We start from the raw sequence: 17,142 nt of genomic DNA on the forward strand, positions 1-17,142 counted from the left end.
CTGGCGGTTTTCAACATGGAGCGCTTCTATGTATCGACCGATTTCCGGCCTCGCGCTAGTCTTCGCGCTGTCGTCCGCCCATGCAGCCAGCCTGGATGCCGTCACCACCGAAGTCAAGGCCGGTAACTTCAAGCAGATCACCAGCGTAGTCGTCGCCCAGCACGGAAAGATCGTCTACGAGCAGTACTTCGACGGTGAAGGCGCCGAAGGCCTGCGCAATACGCGTTCCGTGACCAAGACCGTGACAGGCATGCTGGTCGGCGCGGCGGTGGACCGCAAGCTGCTGCGCCCCGATACGCCCGTTCTTCAGTACTTCAAGGACCGCCAGCCGCTCGCCTCGCCCGACCCGAGGAAGGCGAAGATCGTGGTCGAAGACCTGCTGACAATGAGCTCCATCCTCGAATGCGACGACGATAACCAGTTCTCGCGCGGGAACGAGGAGCGCATGTACCTGGTGGAGGATTGGAGCCGCTTCTATCTTGACCTGCCTGTGAAGGGCTTTCCGGACTGGGTGCCGAAGCCGGACAGGCAGCCCTATGGCCGCGCATGGAGCTACTGCACCGCTGGCGTGACCCTGCTCGGCCCCGTGCTTGAAAAAGCAACGAAGCGCTCCGTGCCCGCCTTTGCGGACGAAGTGCTCTTCAAGCCACTCGGCATCACTTCCCTGAAATGGCAATTCCAGCCTCTCGGTCCTGCCATGACCGGGGGCGGCCTGGGCCTGCGCAGCAAGGACCTGCTGAAGCTTGGCCAGCTCTATCTGAACGGTGGGAAGTGGGAAGGCCGGCAAGTGATCTCCGCCGAATGGGTGAAGCGCTCGATTGCCCCGCATGCGAATGCGCGCGAGGACATCGACTACGGCTACCTGTGGTGGCTGCAGCCCTTCAAGGTCGGCGAGCGCAGGGTGCCCAGCTTCGGCATGTCCGGCTCTGGCGGCAACAAGGTGTACGTGCTGCCGGAGCAGGACGCGGTCGTGGTCATCACCACAACCAACTTCCAGATGCGCGGCGCGCATCCGAACAGCGACAAGCTGCTGACGACCCTCGTGCTCCCGGCGCTGCTGGAAAAGCCCGATTAACGGCCGAAGGCTAGGCGGGTGATGGCGACAGTGGCTTCGTGCGCCAGGTTCCCCAGCTCCTTGTGCTGGGGGCGGGTTTCGGAGATGAACAGCATGGTGCCCAGCATCTGCGCCACGATCAGCGTGCCGCGCACCTCGCATTGCTGCATCGGCAGCCCGGGATCGATCTCGTGGATCAGGTTGCGCAGCGTCTTGCGTGCGCGGCTCATCATGGTGTCGAACAGCTTGGCCGCCACCGGGTGGCGGTTGGCTAATGCGGCGATCTCGAAAAACAGTCCGCTCGATTCCTGGTCGCGCAAGTCGGCCAGGAAGTAGTCGATGATCGATTCGAACAATTCCACACGCGGCCCGGCCCCTGCGGCGGCAACACGTTCGTCGATGCCCGCCTGATAGCGCGCGAAAGTCTGCTCCAGCAAGGCCTCGATCAGTGCATCCCGGCTCGGGTAGTAGTGCTGCACGGTAGACAGGCTCACTCCAACCTGCTGCGCCACGCTGCGCATGGCCAGCGCAGCATAGCCGTCGCGCGCCAGCAGCTGCCGCGCCGCCTCCAGGATGGCGCTGGCGCGCTCGTAGCCCTTGGTGGTGGTGTTGGAGTCTTTTGCCTGCAGGGGCGTATCGGTCTTTTTTCGCATACTGCCCGGATTATCCCGTCGATTGACAAATAGGTCAATTGACCGATAATATTTCGGTCAACTGACCTATAACAAGATACGGAGACTCGCCTCATGATCCCGCGCACCCTATTCACCGAAGAACACGACATGCTGCGCGAATCGGCGCGCCGCTTCATGGAAACCGAGATCGCCCCGCACCACGAGCGCTGGGAAGAGCAGGGCTACGTCGACCGCGACGCATGGCGGAAAGCTGGCGCCGCAGGCTTCCTGTGCCCCACCATGCCGGAGCAATATGGCGGGGTTGGCGTCGACCGCCGCTACAGCATGGTTCTGATCGAGGAACAGGCCCGCGTGGGCGCCTCGGGCCCGGGCTTCATGCTGCACTCGGAGATCGTCGCGCCGTATATCCTGCACTACGGCAGCGAGTACCTGAAATCGCACTACATCCCCAAACTGGCCACCGGCGAGATGATCGGCGCCATCGCCATGACCGAACCTGGCACCGGCTCAGATCTGCAGGGAGTGGCGACGACCGCCATCCGCGATGGCGAACACTATGTGCTGAACGGCTCGAAGACCTTTATTACCAACGGCTGGAATGCCGACGTGGTGATCGTGGTCGCCAAGACCGATCCGGCAGCGGGGGCCAAGGGCATCAGCCTGTTTGTGGTCGATACTTCGATGGAAGGATTCAGCAAGGGCAAGCGGCTGAAGAAGGCGGGCATGAAAGCGCAGGATACTTCCGAACTGTTCTTCCAGAACGTGCGCGTACCTGCGGAAAACCTGCTGGGCGAGGAGGGCGCTGGCTTCAAGTACCTGATGCAGGAACTGCCATGGGAGCGCATGCAGATCGCCATCATGGCGGTGCAGGCGGCCGAATCCGGCCTGGAATGGACGGTGCAGTATACGCGCGACCGCAAGGCCTTCAAGCGCCCGATCGCCGAGTTCCAGACAATCGCCCATGCGCTGGCCGAGATCAAGACCGAAGTGCAGATGTGCCGCGTGTTCGTGGATCGCTGCATGGAGCTGCTGCTGGAAGACAAGCTGGATGCCGCCACTGCCTCCATGGCCAAATACTGGACCACTGAAATGCAGTTCCGCGTGCTGGACAAGTGCGTGCAGCTCCACGGCGGATACGGATACATGTGGGAGTACCCGATCACCCGCGCCTGGGCCGACGCACGCGTGCAGCGCGTGTATGGCGGCACCAACGAGATCATGAAAGAACTCATCAGCCGCACGCTGTAAGGAGAGAAGATTGGAAGCTTATATCTTTGACGCCGTGCGCACGCCGCGCGGAAAGGGCAAGAAGGACGGATCGCTGCACGGCGTAACGCCGCTGCGCCTGGCGGAGACCGCGCTGCGCGCGCTGGTCGCCCGCAACAACTTCGACAGCGCGCTGATCGACGATGTGGTGCTGGGCTGTGTGGAGCCGGTGGGCGAGCAAGGGGCCTGCATCGGCCGTGTGGCCGCGCTGGCGGCAGGATATGCCGAATCGGTGGCGGGCGTTCAGGTCAACCGCTTCTGCGCTTCGGGGCTGGAGGCGTGCAATATGGCTGCGGCGCAGGTCATGTCCGGCCAATCCGACATGGCGGTCGGCGGCGGCGTGGAGTCGATGTCTCGTGTGCCCATGGGTTCCTCCGGCGGCGCCTGGCCGGTCGATCCGCAAAGCGCCTTCGATTCCTATTTTGTGCCGCAGGGCGTTTCGGCCGACGCCATTGCCACCATCTGGGGCTACAGCCGCCGCGATGTGGACGCCTATGCGGTCGAATCGCAGCAGCGTGCGCACCGGGCCTGGCAGGAAGGCCGTTTCGCACGCTCCGTAGTGCCGGTGCTGGACCGCAATGGCCTGAATATACTGGCGCGCGATGAGATGGTGCGTCCCGAAACCACGCTTGAATCGCTGGGCGCGCTGAAAGCATCGTTTGCCGAGATGGGAGCGAATTTCGGCTTCGATGCGGTGATTACCCAGCGCTATCCGCAGATCGAACAGATGCAGCATGTGCACCATGCAGGCAACAGCTCCGGCATCGTGGATGGTGCAGCGGCAGTGCTGATCGGCTCGCGCGAAGCTGGCGAACGCGCAGGCCTCAAGCCGCGCGCCCGCATCCGCTCCTTCGCATCCATCGGCAGCGAACCGTCGATCATGCTGACCGGCCCAAGCTACGCAGCCGAGAAGGCGCTGAGACGCGCGGGCATGAAGGCGTCCGACATCGACCTGTATGAACTGAACGAAGCCTTCGCCGCCGTGGTGCTGCGCTTCATGGAAGTGATGAACGTTCCGCACGAGAAGATGAACGTGAACGGCGGCGCCATCGCCATGGGCCATCCGCTGGGCGCCACCGGCGCCATGATCCTCGGCACCCTGCTGGACGAGCTGGAACGCCGCGGGCTGCAAACCGGCTTGGCCACGCTGTGCGTCGGTGCGGGCATGGGCACTGCCACCATCATCGAGCGCGTGTAAGGGAGATAGAGAATGATTGATTACAGCCTTGATGCACACGGTATCGCCACCCTGAGCTGGAATATGCCAGGCCGCAGCCAGAACGTGCTGAACGAGGAAAGCTGCGCCGCGCTGTGCGAGCTGGTGGAGCGCGTGGCGGGCGACGCGGCCGTGAAGGGTGTGCTGATGACGTCCGCCAAGCAGGACTTTATCGCCGGCGGCGACCTGGAATGGCTGCTCTCCGCCACCACGGCGGAAGCGCTGTTCGAACGCGTGGTGCGCCTGGACCGTGCTCTGCGCAAGCTGGAAAGCTGCGGCAAGCCGGTCGCCATGGCGCTGCCCGGCACAACCCTCGGCGGCGGGCTGGAAGTGGCCCTGTGCGGGCACTACCGCGTGGCGGCCGACAATCCGAAGGCGCGCTTCGGCCTGCCGGAAGTGACACTCGGCCTGCTGCCGGGCGGTGGCGGCACGCAGCGCTTGCCGCGCCTGGTTGGCATCCAGAAATCGCTTCCCTTGCTGTTGGAAGGCAGGCGCCTGAGTGCAGCCGCCGCGCGCGAGCTGGGCATCCTGAATGAAGTGGTGCCAGCAGGGACGGAAGCCGCCGCCGCGCGCGTCTGGCTGGAAGCTGCGATAACCGCTGGCGGCGCGCAGCAGCCGTGGGACGTGAAAGGCTTCAGGATTCCCGGCGGTGCGGTGTCGTCGCCAGCGGTGCAGCAGGTATTCATGGCGGCCAACGCAATGCTGCGCGCCCGGACTTACGGCAACTACCCGGCGCCGCGCAACATCCTGTCCTGCGTGTACGAAGGCCTGATCACCGACCTCGATACCGGCCTGATGACGGAAGCGCGCTATTTCGTGCAGACCGTGCTGTCGCAAGAAGCGAAGAACATGATCCGCACCCTGTTCTTCAGCATGAACGAAGCGAACAAGCTTGCAGCACGGCCAGCCGGGGTGCCAGCGCAGAAGTACAGCAGGATCGGCGTGCTGGGCGCGGGAATGATGGGCGCGGGCATTGCGTACGTAGCGGCCAAGGCGGGCATCGATGTGGTGCTGGCAGATACCACGCAGGAGGCGGCCGAACGCGGCAAGCAGTATTCGGCGGGCCTGCTGGCCAAACAGCAGGAGCGCGGCCAGATTAGCGCCGGGAAGGCCGAGGCGCTGTTGGCGCGCATCACGCCAACCACCGATTTCGCGCTGCTGTCCGGCGCGCAGCTTGTGGTGGAAGCGGTGTTCGAGGATCGCGCCATCAAGGCCGATGTCACGCGCCGCGCCGAAGCGGTGCTGGATGGGGATGCGATCTTTGCCTCCAATACGTCCACGCTGCCGATCAGCGGCCTGGCCGAAGCCAGCGTGCGCCCGGCGAATTTCATCGGCCTGCATTTCTTCTCGCCGGTGGACCGCATGGCAATCGTGGAGATCATCGTCGGCAAGCAGACGTCCGACGCCACGCTGGCGCGCTCGATGGACTTGGTGCGTGCGCTGGGTATGACGCCGATTGTGGTCAACGATGCGCGCGGCTTCTACACCAGCCGCGTGTTCTCGACCTATGTGCTGGAAGGCCTGGCAATGCTGGCCGAAGGCGTGGCGCCTGCGCTGATCGAAAACGCGGGCCTGCAGGCGGGTATGCCGGTAGGGCCGCTGGCGCTGACGGATGAAGTGTCCTCCGAATTGATCTGGAAGATCGACCGGCAGACCCGGCTCGACCTGGGCGACGCCTACCGTGCGCGTCCCGGCCACGAGGTGGCGGCGCGCATGGTGGAGCTGGGCCGCATCGGCAAAAAGGCGGGCACGGGCTTTTACGATTATCCGGAGGGCGGCAGAAAGTCGCTGTGGCAAGGGCTCGCGGATCTGTTCCCGCGCGCGGAGGCCCAGCCGGATGTGGCAGCTCTGGTCGAACGCCTGACCGTGGTGCAGGCGGTGGAAACCGCGCGCTGCATGGATGAAGGCGTGCTGCGTTCCGCACGCGATGCGGACGTCGGTGCTATCCTCGCATGGGGCTTTCCGCCATTCCGCGGCGGCCCATTGAGCATGATCGACAATGCCGGTCCGGCAGCCTTCGTGGAACAGTGCGAGCGCCTGGCGGCGGCGCATGGCGAGCGCTTCGCGCCGCCCGCGCAGCTGAGGGCCATGGCTGCCAGCGGTGGAACCTACTACACGGAGCGTTGATATGGGCGTGCTGTCGGGCGTCAGGATAGTTGAAATTGCGGGTATCGGCCCTGGGCCGTTCTGCGGCATGCTGCTGGCGGACCTGGGGGCGGAGGTGATCGTGGTGGAACGTCCCGGCCCGGCAGAGATTCCTACGGCTGGCATCCTGCGGCGCGGCAAGCGCTCGGTGGCACTGGATTTGAAGGCGCCCGGCGCGGTGGACACGGTGCTGGAGCTGATCGATGATGCCGATGGCCTGATCGAAGGCATGCGCCCCGGCGCCATGGAGCGCCTTGGCCTCGGCCCGGAAGTCTGCCTGGCGCGCAACCCGCGCCTCGCCTATGGCCGCATGACCGGCTGGGGCCAGGACGGTCCGCTGGCGCAGGCGGCAGGGCACGACAACAACTACATCGCGCTCTCCGGCGCCCTGCATTACGCCGGAGCCGGCGACGTGCCGCCGGTCGCACCGCCAACCCTCGTGGGCGATATCGGCGGCGGCGCGCTCTACCTGGCGCTCGGCCTTGTGTCGGCCATCCTGCACGCTCGCGGTGGCGGCAAGGGGCAGGTGGTCGATGCCGCCATCGTCGATGGCTCGGCACATATGATGAACCTTCTGCTGGACCTCTCGGCCACGGGGCTGATGCGCGAGCAGCGCGGCATGTCCATGCTGGACGGACCGCACTGGTTCAACACCTACCGCTGCAAGGATGGGCGCGACATCACAGTGGGCGCGCTGGAGACAAAGTTCTACAAGCTGCTGCTGGAAAAGCTCGGCCTGTCCGGCGACCGCCGCTTCGCTGTCCAGCATGCGGCGGGCCAGTGGCCGCTGCAGCGCTCAGCGCTCGCCGAGCTGTTCGCCACGCGTACGCGCGACGAATGGTGCGAACTGCTCGAAGGCAGCGACGCCTGCTTTGCCCCGGTGCTGTCGCCGTCCGAGGCGGCGCGCCATCCGCATATGCAGGCGCGCGGCGCCTACAGGGATGATGGCGGCATGCTGCAGGCCAGTCCTGCGCCGCGCTTCTCCGAAACTCCGTCCGTGGCGGGGCCTATTCCGGCCGTGGGCGAGCATAACGGCCAGGGATGGAAGCTGTAGGTCAGCCTTCGGACGGGAAGCTTCGCAGGAAGTCGAGGAATACCTGTGCTGCGATATCGGCATCGTCGGCGGTCATGGTTTCCAGCGGATTGTGGCTGATGCCGCCGTTGCCGCAGCGGGTGAACAGCATGGCGACGTCGGTCAGTGCGGCCATCGCCATGGCGTCGTGGCCCGCGCCGGACAGCAGGTCGAAGCGCGGCAGCCCCTGGCGCTCGACGGCGTCGCCCAGGCGCTGCATCAGCGCGGGAGAGCAGGGCGCGGCAGCCGCTTCCACGATTTGCTCGGCCTTGAATTCGATCTGGCGGCGGGCGCAGATTTTGGCGACGCCGTCCATCACATCGCGTACCGCAGCCTGGCGCACGCCATCGTCCGCCGCACGGATATCGAGGGATAGTTTGCAGGCCCCCGGCACCACATTCACAGAACCGCCCGGCACGCTCAGCTGGCCGACCGTGCCCACCAGCGAGGGCGCCTGCGCGCAGCGCTGTTCGACCAGCAGAACGATTTCCGCGGCGGCAGCGGCAGCGTCCTTGCGCATATTCATCGGCGTTGTTCCCGCGTGGCTGGCAAGGCCGGTGAGTTCCACCAGATAGCGTGAGCTGCCCGCGATGGCGGTGACCACGCCCAGTGGCAGGCCGCGTTCCAGCAGGACCGGACCCTGTTCGATATGAACCTCCACGAACGCCAGCACGTCCTCGCGCTTGCGGGCGATGGCGGGAATGCCGGCGGGGTCATGCCCGGCTGCCTTCAGTGCTTCGCGAATCGTGATGCCCTGCGAGTCGGCGGTATCCAGCAGCGAAAGGTCGAAATGACCGGTAACGGCATTCGAGCCAAGGAAGGTGCTGCGGAAGCGCACGCCTTCTTCCTCCGCGAAGCCGATGATCTCGAAGTTGAAGGGCAGGGTTTCGCCGCGCTGGTGCAGGTGGCGCACGATGGCGATGGGCAGGAGGATGCCGAGCCGTCCGTCGTATTTGCCGCCGTTGCGCACAGTGTCGTAATGAGAGCCGGTGATGAGCATCTTTGCGCCCGGTGCAGGCGAGACGTAGCGCCCCACTACGTTGCCGACGGCGTCGATGTGAACGTCCATGCCCGCTTCGCGCATCCAGTCCGCCAGCTGAGAGGCGGTCTTGCGATGCGCATCGGTCATGTAGGCGCAGGTAAGGCCGTCCTCGTCGTCGCTCCACTGCGCAAGGGTTTCGGCCCACTGCATAACCTGGGGACCGAATTCCAGTTTCACACCCAGCAGGTCGTTCAGCCGCATTTCTGCAATGCGGTGGATCTGGCGCAGGCATTCCGTGGTTTCGTCCGCGCGCTGGTTCTTCAGGCGGCGCGAGAAGGTATCGATGATGGCCTGGCGGGACAGCCCGTTCCCCGTGGGGCCCTTGACGGCGAGGATAAAGGGGAAGCCGAACTTCGCGTTGTAGTCCGCGTTCAGCTTGTGCAGGATGGTGAATTCTTCCGGGCTGCACAGGTTCAGGCCGGACTTCGCCTGCTCGTTCGTTGATTCCGCGGTGAGCTGGCCCGCGATTGCGGCCTTGCCAGCCAGTTCCGGGTGAGCGCGGATCAGACCAAGCTGTTCGTCCAGCGTTGCTTCCGTCACGACCTTCTGCAATGCCTGCTTGAGCGCCGCGACGCTGGCAAAGGGCCGCTGCGCCGCCGCGCGTTCAGGAATCCACGGCGAATGTTCGTAAATGCCGTGCAGCGCCTGCACAAAGGCTGCCGGATCGAGGGCGTTCAGTTCGGAGAGGGTCATCGTCATCGCAGGTATCCCATCATGAAGTGCCGATCATATCGCGCGCGGCGGGGCGGAGGTATATGCCACCGCAGATGCCGTCTATACGCTACTTCTGCACCAGGGCGCGTGCCGCCTCGCTGACCTGGTCGCGCAGCCATTTGTGTTCTGGCGCCTGGTGCACGCGCTCGTGCCACAGCTGGTAGAAGCGCATGGGCGGGAATTTCACCGGCACCGTGAAGGTCTTCAGCGGCAGGGAGCGTTCGTAGAAGCGCACAAACTGGCGGCCCGTCGTCAGCACGAGATCCGTCTGCGTCAGCATGTAGGGGATGAGGCCGAAATAGGCCGATTCCACCGCCACGTTGCGGCGCAGGCCCTGGCGTTCCAGGAAGGCGTCGATCACGCCGCCGTAGCCGGGCAGCATCTGCGAGGGCGCCACGTGCGGAAGGCTCAGGTAATCGTGAAGGGACATGGCATCGCTGGCCGTGCGCTTCGCATACGGGCTGCCCGCGTGCATGGCGCAGATGATGGGGTCCTCGAACAGCTTGGAGATGTGCAGGTGCTGGGGCGGCTCGTCCCAGTTGGCAATCACCAGGTCCATGTCGCCGTCGGAGAGCATGCGGATGTAGTCGACGCCTGGGCCGATACTGTGAATGACCACGCGGCTCTTCGGCGAACCCCGCCGCAGCAGGGCCACCACATTCGGCAGGAACTGGCTGTCCAGATAGTCCGGCGCGGCAATGTGGAAGGTGCGGGCTTCCTCCTGCGGCACAAAGGGTGTTTTCTTGACGAAGAGGTTCTCTGTTTCATCCAGAATGCGCTTGGCGGGCTTCAGCAGGCTTTCGCCGTGCTGGGTGGGCACCATGCCGCGCGCCCCGCGCACCAGCAGGGGATCGCCGGTCAGTTCGCGCAGCTTGCGCAGCGAGGCGGAGATGGAGGGCTGCGGCTGATTCAGCTTCAGCGCTACGCGCGAGACATTCTTCTCCACCAGCAGCAGGTAGAGGATGCGAATGAGGTGAATGTCGAGGTGTTGCGGAAGGCTGGACATGGCTGGCGTGGCTATATTGAAACGGATATGTCAAATATACGCCATTTTTCATGTGCCCGAAACGGAAAGCGTTTATCTTCTGTAAATTACCATCAGTCTGACCGCAAGGATTTACATGGATTTTCTGCTCCCGTATGGCCTGGAATGGGCCAATCTGCTGGTGCGCTGGCTGCACATCATCACCGGCATCGCCTGGATCGGCGCTTCCTTCTACTTCGTCTGGCTGGATAATTCCATCCGTCCGCCCGCACCAGGCTCGGAGCTGGCGAAGAAGGGCGTATCCGGCGAATTGTGGGCCGTGCACGGGGGCGGCTTCTATAACCCGCAGAAATACCTGGTGGCGCCGGCGGAACTGCCGAAGGAACTGCACTGGTTCAAATGGGAAGCCTATTCGACCTGGATCTCCGGCTTCGCCCTGCTCACCATCGCCTATTACTTCAACGCGCAGGCCATGATGATCGACAAATCGGTGGCGGACCTCACCAGCCTCCAGTCCATCGGCATCGGCCTCGGCTCGCTGGTGGTGGGTTGGGTGGTGTACGACGCGCTGTGCCGCTCGCCGCTCGGCAAACACGATCTCTGGTTCGGTGTCACAATCTTCGCGCTGCTGGTGGGCGCGGCATATGTGCTGACTCATCTCCTGAGCGGACGCGCGGCCTACATCCACATCGGCGCCATGATCGGCACCATCATGGTGGCTAACGTCGCCATGCTCATCATCCCCGGCCAGCGCAAGATGGTGACCGCGATGCAGGCGGGCGGCCTGCCCGATCCGATCCATGGCATCAAGGCCAAGCAGCGCAGCGTGCATAACAACTACTTCACGCTGCCGGTGCTGTTCATCATGATCAGCAACCACTATGCGATGACCTACCGGAACGAGCGTGCCTGGCTGGTACTGGCCTTCATCATGGCTGCCGGTGTGTTCATTCGCCATTTCTTCAACCTGCGGCACAAGGGCCGCGTGGAATGGCGCTATCCGGCCATCGGCGTTGCGCTGCTGGCCGCTGTCGCAGTCGCGATTGCGCCGCAGCGTCCTGCAGCAGCGGTGGCGGCGGCCGATCCGGCGGCGCAGTTCGCGAAGGTGAAAGCCATCATGGACCAGCGCTGCCTGTCCTGCCATGCCGCGCACCCGACCCAGCCCGGCTTCGCCACTGCGCCTGCGGGCATCGTGTTCGATACGCCGGAGCAGATTCTCCAGCGCACGGCGCAGATCCACAAGCAGGTGGTGGAGCTGAAGGCCATGCCGATCGGGAATCTCACCAATATGACCGATGCCGAGCGCGCCGAAATCGCCGCCTGGATCGCAGCGGGAGCAAAGTAATGAACGAAAAACTCACCCAGTGGATCGACGCCCACTTCGACGAAGAAGTGGCCTTCCTGCAGCAGGTGCTGCGCGTGCCAACCGATACGCCGCCGGGCAACAATGCGCCGCACGCCGATACCGTCGCCGAACTGGTGAAGGCCTGGGGCTGGGAGGCGGAGAAGCACGCCGTGCCGGAGCAGCGGGTGCGCGACTACGGCATGGAGAGCATCACCAACCTGATCGTGCGGCGCCCATACGGCGCGGGCGGCCCCACCATTGCCCTGAATGCGCATGGCGATGTGGTGCCCCCGGGCGATGGCTGGACCAAACCACCCTACGGCGGCTTGATCGAGGACGGCTATATCTACGGCCGGGCGGCAGCGGTCTCAAAGAGCGATTTCGCTACCTACATCTTCGCCACCCGCGCGCTGGAAGCGCTGGGTGTGCCGCTCAAGGGCGGCATCGAATTGCACTTCACCTACGACGAAGAATTCGGGGGCCTGCTGGGCCCCGGCTGGCTGCTGGAGCAGAAGCTGACGAAGCCGGACCTCGTGATGGCGGCGGGCTTCAGCTACAACATCGTCACGGCGCATAACGCCTGCCTGCAGCTGGAGATCACGGTGCATGGGAAGTCGGGCCACGGCGCCATGCCCGAGACAGGCCACGACGCGCTTCAGGCGGCAACGAAGATCCTGAGTGCGATCTACGGCCAGCTGCCGGAACTGAAGAAGGTCAAGTCCAATGTGCCGGGCATCGATTCCCCGACCATGCTGGTGGGCCGCATCGACGGCGGCACCAACACCAATGTGGTGCCGGGCAAGGTGGTGATGAAGATGGACCGCCGCATGATTCCGGAAGAGGACCCGGTGGCGGTGGAGGCGCAGGTGCGCGCCCTGATCGAGGAAGCCGTGCGCGGCGAGCCTGGCATCCGCCTGGAGATCCGGCGCCTGCTCCTGTCGCACGCACTGCGTCCCCTGCCGGGAGCGGACCAGCTGGTGGCCAGCCTGCGGCGCAACGCGAAGGAGGTGCTGGGCGAGGAAATCACGGCCCAGGGAACGCCGCTGTACGCGGACGCGCGCCTGTACGGTGAACACGGCATTCCTGCGGTACTATATGGAGCCGGGCCGCGCAGCGTGCCCGAATCCAATGCCAAGAAGGCCGACGAGAAACTGTCACTGGATGACCTGCGCAAGGCGACCAAGGTCGTGGCGCTCACCCTGCTGGATCTGCTCGCGGCCGATTAGACCAGGAGCGCATGCATGTTCGAACGCAGAATGATGGCCGGTTGGGGCGACATGGACTTCAACAGCCACATGGCCAATACCTCCTTCCTCGACAAGGCCGGTGACATCCGGATGCTCTTCCTTGCCGAGCATGGCTTCCCGATGGGGGAGTTCAAGCGCCTGAATATCGGGCCGGTGGTGATGAAGGACGATATCACCTACTACAAGGAGGTATCGCTGCTGGAGCAGATCACCGTGACCTTGGCCATGGCGGGCCTGTCGCAGGACGGCTCGCGCTGGATGCTGCGCAGCGAGGTCTATCGCAGCGACGGCAAGCTGGCCGCGCGCATCAACAGCGCGGGCGGCTGGCTCGATCTCACCGCGCGCAAGCTGGTGACGCCGCCTCCGGCGCTGCTGTCGGCCTGGCAGTCTCTCTACCAGGTGGACGATTTCATGGAGCTGCCGAGCAGCGTGCGCTAGAAAAAAGGCCGGGATCTCCCGGCCTTTCGCTTACTTCAGGGTGCGCTCGAAGAGCTGGTAGATGCGGCGGAATTCGTCGTACCAGCTTTCCGGCTGCACGAAGCCGTGGCGTTCCAGCGGGTAGCTGGCCAGTTCCCAGTTGTCCTTCTTCAGTTCGATGAGGCGCTGCGCCATGCGCACGGAGTCCTGGTAGAAGACATTGTCGTCCACCATGCCGTGCGCAATCAGCAGGTGGCCGCGCAGGTTCTCCGCGTACTCGATGGGCGAGGATTTCTTGTAGGCCTCGGGATCGAGATCGGGCGTGTTCAGGATATTGGCCGTGTAGCCGTGGTTGTAGGTCGTCCAGTCGGTCACTGGGCGCAGCGCCGCGCCGGACTTGAACAGTGCAGGTTCGCGCATCAGGGCCATGAAGGTCATGAAGCCGCCGTAGCTGCCCCCGTAGATGCCCACGCGATCCAGGTCGCCCTGGTGGTTCTCCGCCAGCCACTTCGCGCCGTCCACATAGTCTTCCAGCTCGGGGTGGCCCATCTGGCGGTAGATGGCCGTGCGCCAGTCGCGCCCATAGCCCAGCGAGGCGCGGTAGTCCATGTCCAGCACGATATAGCCTTTTTCCACCAGCAGGTTGTGGAACATCTGCTCGCGGAAATAGTTCGGATAGCGCTTGCTCACGTTCTGCAGATAGCCCGCGCCGTGCACGAACAGAACGATGGGGTACTTCTTGCCCGGTTCGAGCTTCGCCGGGCGGTACAGCTTGGACCACACCGGCTGGCCTGCGCCATGCGTGGACGGAATGGCCACATACTGCGGCTGGATCCATTCGCGCGCCTTGAATTCGGCCGTGCGGGTATCGGTCAGGCGCTGCGCTTCGCCGCCGCTGCTGGGCACCGTCGCCAGCTGCGCCGGCATATAGGATGCGCTGTAGCGCACGGCCAGCTTGCGCAGGTCGGGGGAGGGCACGTAGTCCTCGACGCCGCCGCCCAGCTGGGTGATTTCGCGTACGCCATCTTTCGCGGATACGGAGCAGATCTCGTAATCCCCCGGCGTCTTGCGGTTGCACAGCACCCAGGCCATGGAACCGTCCGCGTTCCAGCGCACATTGCTCGCTTCCCACTGGCCGCTCGTGAGGGTGCGCTTAACGCCGCCGCTCACGGTGTAGAGGTGGGAGTAGCCGCTTTCCTCGGAGAGGAACCACAGGGTCTGCTGGTCCGGCAGCCAGCCGAATTCGTTGAAGCGCGAGTTGATCCAGGCCTTGTCGGTCAGCCGGTGCACCGGCTGCAGGGCGGCCTTGTCCAGATCCACGGTAGCGATCCAGCGGTCCTTGTTGTCCACCGCGCGCAGCATCACCGCGGCGCGGGTGCCGTTGCTGTTCCATGCCAGGCCGTTGCCGGTGTCGTCTTCCAGGCGCAGGGCGCGGTTGCCTTTCAGGGCTTCCAGCTTTTGCGCACTGCGCATCGCCGCGAGCGGGTCGTCCTTCACGCCGGGCAGGGTATCGAGCGGAATGTCGCGCACGGCGCCGCTGCGCAGGTCCACCAGCTTCAGCGACTGCGCCAGCGGCAGGTTGCGTCCCACGCGGGTGCGCTGGTCGTCGAATTCCTCGTAGCCCGATTCCGTGACGTAGCGCGGCATCTTGCCCACGCGGCCGTTCTCGCTGGTTTTTGGGGACAGCGCCAGCAGCAGCCAGCGGCCGTCCGGCGACAGGGAACTGGCGTCGATCACCACCTTGTCGCCGAGGTAGAAGGGCGCGGGAGCGCGGGTTGGGTCGGCGCGGCGCAGCGCTTCGTTGTAGCTGCGCGTGGCTTCGCGGTCGTCCTTCTGGCGCTTCAGGGTGGCGATGAGGCGCAGCTGCATGCTGCGCAGGTAGTCTTCGTCCGGCGCGGCGGCAGGATCCTTCATCGCGCGCGGCATCGCCAGGGGCGACACCAGGCGGTCGGCGCGCGTCCAGCTGAACCAGTCGTGGCCGATGCGGTACTGCACGGCGCTGCCGTCGGAAGAGTACTGCGGGTCGGCGGCGGGCACGGTGTTGCGGCTGATCTGGGTGAGCGCGCCCGTTTTCAGGTCGCGCTCGAACAGGTCGCCGTTGCGCAGCAGGACGGCGCGCGTGCGCTCGCGGTTGAAGGCGATGTTCTCGCTGTCGAGGGTGGCCAGTTCCGCCTCGCCAACCACGCGCGGCTTGGCCCCGGCCACATAGGTGTCGCGCAGCGGCGAGCCTGCGCGCTTCTGCTTGTAATAGACGTTCTTGCTGTCCCAGCTCCACCACGCGGTTTCGACTGGGGCGCCGATCCAGTCCGGATGGGACATGGCCTGGTCGAGCGTGACAGGGGTATAGGCGAGGGCCGGCAGCGCGATGGCGGCAGCCGAAAGGGTCAGGACGAATTTGCGCATTGGATCGGTGAATGAACAAAGGAGCGCAGATTCTAGCGCATTCGCGCACCGCCGCCGCCGGCGGCCGGGCCGGCCTCAGATCTGAACAGCGAAGCGGCGTACGGTGGCATCCAGCACGTCAAGGCTGACGGGCTTGGTCAGGTGATGGTTGAAGCCTGCGGCGCGGGCTTCCTCGCGGTCCTTGTCCTGGCCGTAGCCGGTAAGCGCGACGAGCGCTGTGCGCTGCAGGGAAGGCTCGCGGCGCATGGCCGCCGCCACTGCCACGCCGCTCATGTCCGGCAGGCCGATGTCGAGGAAGACCACGTCCGGCTGCATGGCCAGGGCGGCCGCGATGGCGCCCGCGCCGTCATGCGCCAGCTTCACCTGGTGCCCGGCATGTTCCAGCAGGGCGCCCACGATTTCGGCGGCGTCCACGCTGTCGTCCACCACGAGGATTCGGTACTGCTTCGCGTCCGGCGCCGAGGCGGCTCCCGCCGAGGCGCAGGCGGGAGCGTCCGCCTCCTGGGCCGGGAGCCTGACTTCGAAAGTGCTGCCCTTGCCCGGCCCTTCGCTCTCCGCGCTGACCGTGCCGCCATGCAGCTGAACCAGGGTGCGCACCAGCGAAAGGCCGATGCCAAGTCCGTCCTGCACCCGGTCCGGCGAGTGGCCTGCCTGGGAGAAGAGGTCGAAGATATTGGCCATGTCCGCCGGGCTGATGCCGATGCCGTCATCCTGCACGCGCACCACGGCCTGCCCGTCCGCGAAGGATGCGGAGAGTGTGATCTGCCCGCCCGGCGGCGTGAACTTGGCGGCGTTGTTCAGGAGGTTGGAGATGACTTGCGACAGCCGTACTTCGTCGCCGTCGATCCACAGCTCGTGCTCGGGGAGGTGCACATCCAGCGCGTGCTGGCGCTTGCGGATATTGGGCTGCGAAGTCTCGATGGCGGCGCGCACCAGGGCGCACAGCTCCACAGGGCCACGCTTCAGGGTGATCTTGCCCTGCGAGATGCGCGACACGTCGAGCAGGTCGTCCACCAGGCGCACCATGTGGTCGGTCTGGCGCAGGATCATCTGGCGTGCATTCTCCTGCAGTTCCGAAGGCGAGGGATCGAGCTGGCGCAGCAGCTCCACGGCATTGCGGATTGGCCCGAGCGGATTGCGCAGCTCGTGCGCGAGGATGGCGAGAAACTCGTCCTTGCGCCGGTCCATCTCGCGCAGCTCGCGCTCCACCCGGCCCAGGCGCAGCAGCGCCCGCACATTGGCCACCAGTTCTTCCGGCTCGATGGGCTCGAACAGGTAGTTGTCCGCCCCCGTATCGAGGGCGCGGATCTTGTCGGGCTTGCCGATGTAGGAGGCGGAGGTCTGCAGCACCAGCACCATGGCCGTGTGAGGATCCTCCTTCAGCTTGCGGCAGACGTCGAAGCCGTTGATGTCGGGCAGTTTGGTGTCCAGGAGCACCAGGTCCGGCCGTTCCTGCGCCGCCTTCTCCAGGGCTTCGCTGCCGCTGGCAGCTTCGATGACGCGGAAGCCAGCGTACTGCAGCACACGGGTCTTGGCGTAGCGGGCGGCGTCGGTGTCGTCCACATTGAGAATCAGCTGTTCAGGAGGTGCCTTCATCATGA

At 65.0% G+C, this 17,142-nt stretch carries 13 protein-coding genes; 8 read left to right on the forward strand and 5 right to left on the reverse strand.

The features are described 5' to 3' along the window. The first annotated feature begins 28 nt into the window (after positions 1–28). Positions 29–1,075, forward strand: a complete 1,047-nt coding sequence (locus LSQ66_RS02025) for a serine hydrolase domain-containing protein (protein ID WP_231768151.1) — start codon at positions 29–31, stop codon at positions 1,073–1,075. On the opposite strand, the gene LSQ66_RS02030 is transcribed toward LSQ66_RS02025, so the two are convergent. Further along, positions 1,072–1,707 (reverse strand): TetR/AcrR family transcriptional regulator, encoded by a 636-nt coding sequence (locus tag LSQ66_RS02030; RefSeq protein WP_231768152.1) that lies wholly within the window; start codon positions 1,705–1,707, stop codon positions 1,072–1,074. The genes LSQ66_RS02025 and LSQ66_RS02030 overlap by 4 nt on opposite strands. A 93-nt stretch (positions 1,708–1,800) precedes the next feature. On the opposite strand from LSQ66_RS02030, the gene LSQ66_RS02035 reads away from it, so the two are divergent. The 4 genes from LSQ66_RS02035 to LSQ66_RS02050 are packed head-to-tail and all read left to right on the forward strand — an operon-like array spanning position 1,801 to position 7,370. Then, a complete protein-coding gene (locus LSQ66_RS02035; RefSeq protein ID WP_231768153.1) occupies positions 1,801–2,937 on the forward strand; it encodes an acyl-CoA dehydrogenase family protein in 1,137 nt (378 codons plus the stop codon). A gap of 10 nt (positions 2,938–2,947) precedes the next feature. After that, a complete protein-coding gene (locus LSQ66_RS02040) occupies positions 2,948–4,153 on the forward strand; it encodes an acetyl-CoA C-acetyltransferase (protein ID WP_231768154.1) in 1,206 nt (401 codons plus the stop codon). A 12-nt stretch (positions 4,154–4,165) separates the two neighbouring features. Beyond that, complete coding sequence (locus LSQ66_RS02045; protein ID WP_231768155.1) at positions 4,166–6,298, forward strand: 3-hydroxyacyl-CoA dehydrogenase NAD-binding domain-containing protein; 2,133 nt, start codon at positions 4,166–4,168, stop codon at positions 6,296–6,298. A 1-nt stretch (position 6,299) separates the two neighbouring features. Further along, on the forward strand, positions 6,300–7,370 hold the full coding sequence (locus LSQ66_RS02050) for a CaiB/BaiF CoA transferase family protein (protein ID WP_231768156.1): 1,071 nt from the start codon (positions 6,300–6,302) through the stop codon (positions 7,368–7,370). Position 7,371: 1 nt separating this feature from the next. On the opposite strand, the gene LSQ66_RS02055 is transcribed toward LSQ66_RS02050, so the two are convergent. Beyond that, positions 7,372–9,129, reverse strand: a complete 1,758-nt coding sequence (locus LSQ66_RS02055) for an allantoate amidohydrolase (protein ID WP_231768157.1) — start codon at positions 9,127–9,129, stop codon at positions 7,372–7,374. 82 nt (positions 9,130–9,211) lie between these two features. After that, entirely contained in the window at positions 9,212–10,150 is a 939-nt protein-coding gene (locus LSQ66_RS02060) for a LysR family transcriptional regulator (protein ID WP_231768158.1), read from the reverse strand. Between the two features lie 115 nt (positions 10,151–10,265). On the opposite strand from LSQ66_RS02060, the gene LSQ66_RS02065 reads away from it, so the two are divergent. Genes LSQ66_RS02065 through LSQ66_RS02075 form a run of 3 tightly spaced genes read left to right on the forward strand, consistent with a single transcriptional unit; the run spans position 10,266 to position 13,159 of the window. Next, positions 10,266–11,474, forward strand: coding sequence for a urate hydroxylase PuuD (locus LSQ66_RS02065; protein WP_231768159.1), 1,209 nt, complete (start codon positions 10,266–10,268; stop codon positions 11,472–11,474). Continuing rightward, positions 11,474–12,700 (forward strand): M20/M25/M40 family metallo-hydrolase, encoded by a 1,227-nt coding sequence (locus LSQ66_RS02070; RefSeq protein WP_231768160.1) that lies wholly within the window; start codon positions 11,474–11,476, stop codon positions 12,698–12,700. Before LSQ66_RS02065 ends, LSQ66_RS02070 begins: the two co-directional genes overlap by 1 nt. A 15-nt stretch (positions 12,701–12,715) precedes the next feature. After that, entirely contained in the window at positions 12,716–13,159 is a 444-nt protein-coding gene (locus LSQ66_RS02075) for a thioesterase family protein (protein WP_231768161.1), read from the forward strand. 30 nt (positions 13,160–13,189) lie between these two features. On the opposite strand, the gene LSQ66_RS02080 is transcribed toward LSQ66_RS02075, so the two are convergent. Both LSQ66_RS02080 and LSQ66_RS02085 read right to left on the reverse strand, forming a co-directional pair. Beyond that, the gene (locus LSQ66_RS02080; RefSeq protein ID WP_231768162.1) at positions 13,190–15,541 is read right to left on the reverse strand and encodes a S9 family peptidase; all 2,352 of its coding nucleotides are present in this window, start codon (positions 15,539–15,541) and stop codon (positions 13,190–13,192) included. Positions 15,542–15,616: 75 nt separating this feature from the next. Then, positions 15,617–17,140, reverse strand: a complete 1,524-nt coding sequence (locus LSQ66_RS02085) for a response regulator (RefSeq protein WP_231768163.1) — start codon at positions 17,138–17,140, stop codon at positions 15,617–15,619. Between the last annotated feature and the right edge of the window lie 2 nt (positions 17,141–17,142).

Source organism: Massilia endophytica (assembly GCF_021165955.1).
Classification (GTDB): domain Bacteria; phylum Pseudomonadota; class Gammaproteobacteria; order Burkholderiales; family Burkholderiaceae_D; genus Rugamonas; species Rugamonas endophytica.

Coding starts and splice junctions, on each gene's coding strand:
- LSQ66_RS02025 (WP_231768151.1), top strand. CDS start 29: ATGTATCGACCGATTTCCGGCCTCGCGCTAGTCTTCGCGCTGTCGTCC.
- LSQ66_RS02030 (WP_231768152.1), bottom strand. CDS start 1,707: ATGCGAAAAAAGACCGATACGCCCCTGCAGGCAAAAGACTCCAACACC.
- LSQ66_RS02035 (WP_231768153.1), top strand. CDS start 1,801: ATGATCCCGCGCACCCTATTCACCGAAGAACACGACATGCTGCGCGAA.
- LSQ66_RS02045 (WP_231768155.1), top strand. CDS start 4,166: ATGATTGATTACAGCCTTGATGCACACGGTATCGCCACCCTGAGCTGG.
- LSQ66_RS02050 (WP_231768156.1), top strand. CDS start 6,300: ATGGGCGTGCTGTCGGGCGTCAGGATAGTTGAAATTGCGGGTATCGGC.
- LSQ66_RS02055 (WP_231768157.1), bottom strand. CDS start 9,129: ATGACGATGACCCTCTCCGAACTGAACGCCCTCGATCCGGCAGCCTTT.
- LSQ66_RS02060 (WP_231768158.1), bottom strand. CDS start 10,150: ATGTCCAGCCTTCCGCAACACCTCGACATTCACCTCATTCGCATCCTC.
- LSQ66_RS02065 (WP_231768159.1), top strand. CDS start 10,266: ATGGATTTTCTGCTCCCGTATGGCCTGGAATGGGCCAATCTGCTGGTG.
- LSQ66_RS02070 (WP_231768160.1), top strand. CDS start 11,474: ATGAACGAAAAACTCACCCAGTGGATCGACGCCCACTTCGACGAAGAA.
- LSQ66_RS02075 (WP_231768161.1), top strand. CDS start 12,716: ATGTTCGAACGCAGAATGATGGCCGGTTGGGGCGACATGGACTTCAAC.
- LSQ66_RS02080 (WP_231768162.1), bottom strand. CDS start 15,541: ATGCGCAAATTCGTCCTGACCCTTTCGGCTGCCGCCATCGCGCTGCCG.
- LSQ66_RS02085 (WP_231768163.1), bottom strand. CDS start 17,140: ATGATGAAGGCACCTCCTGAACAGCTGATTCTCAATGTGGACGACACC.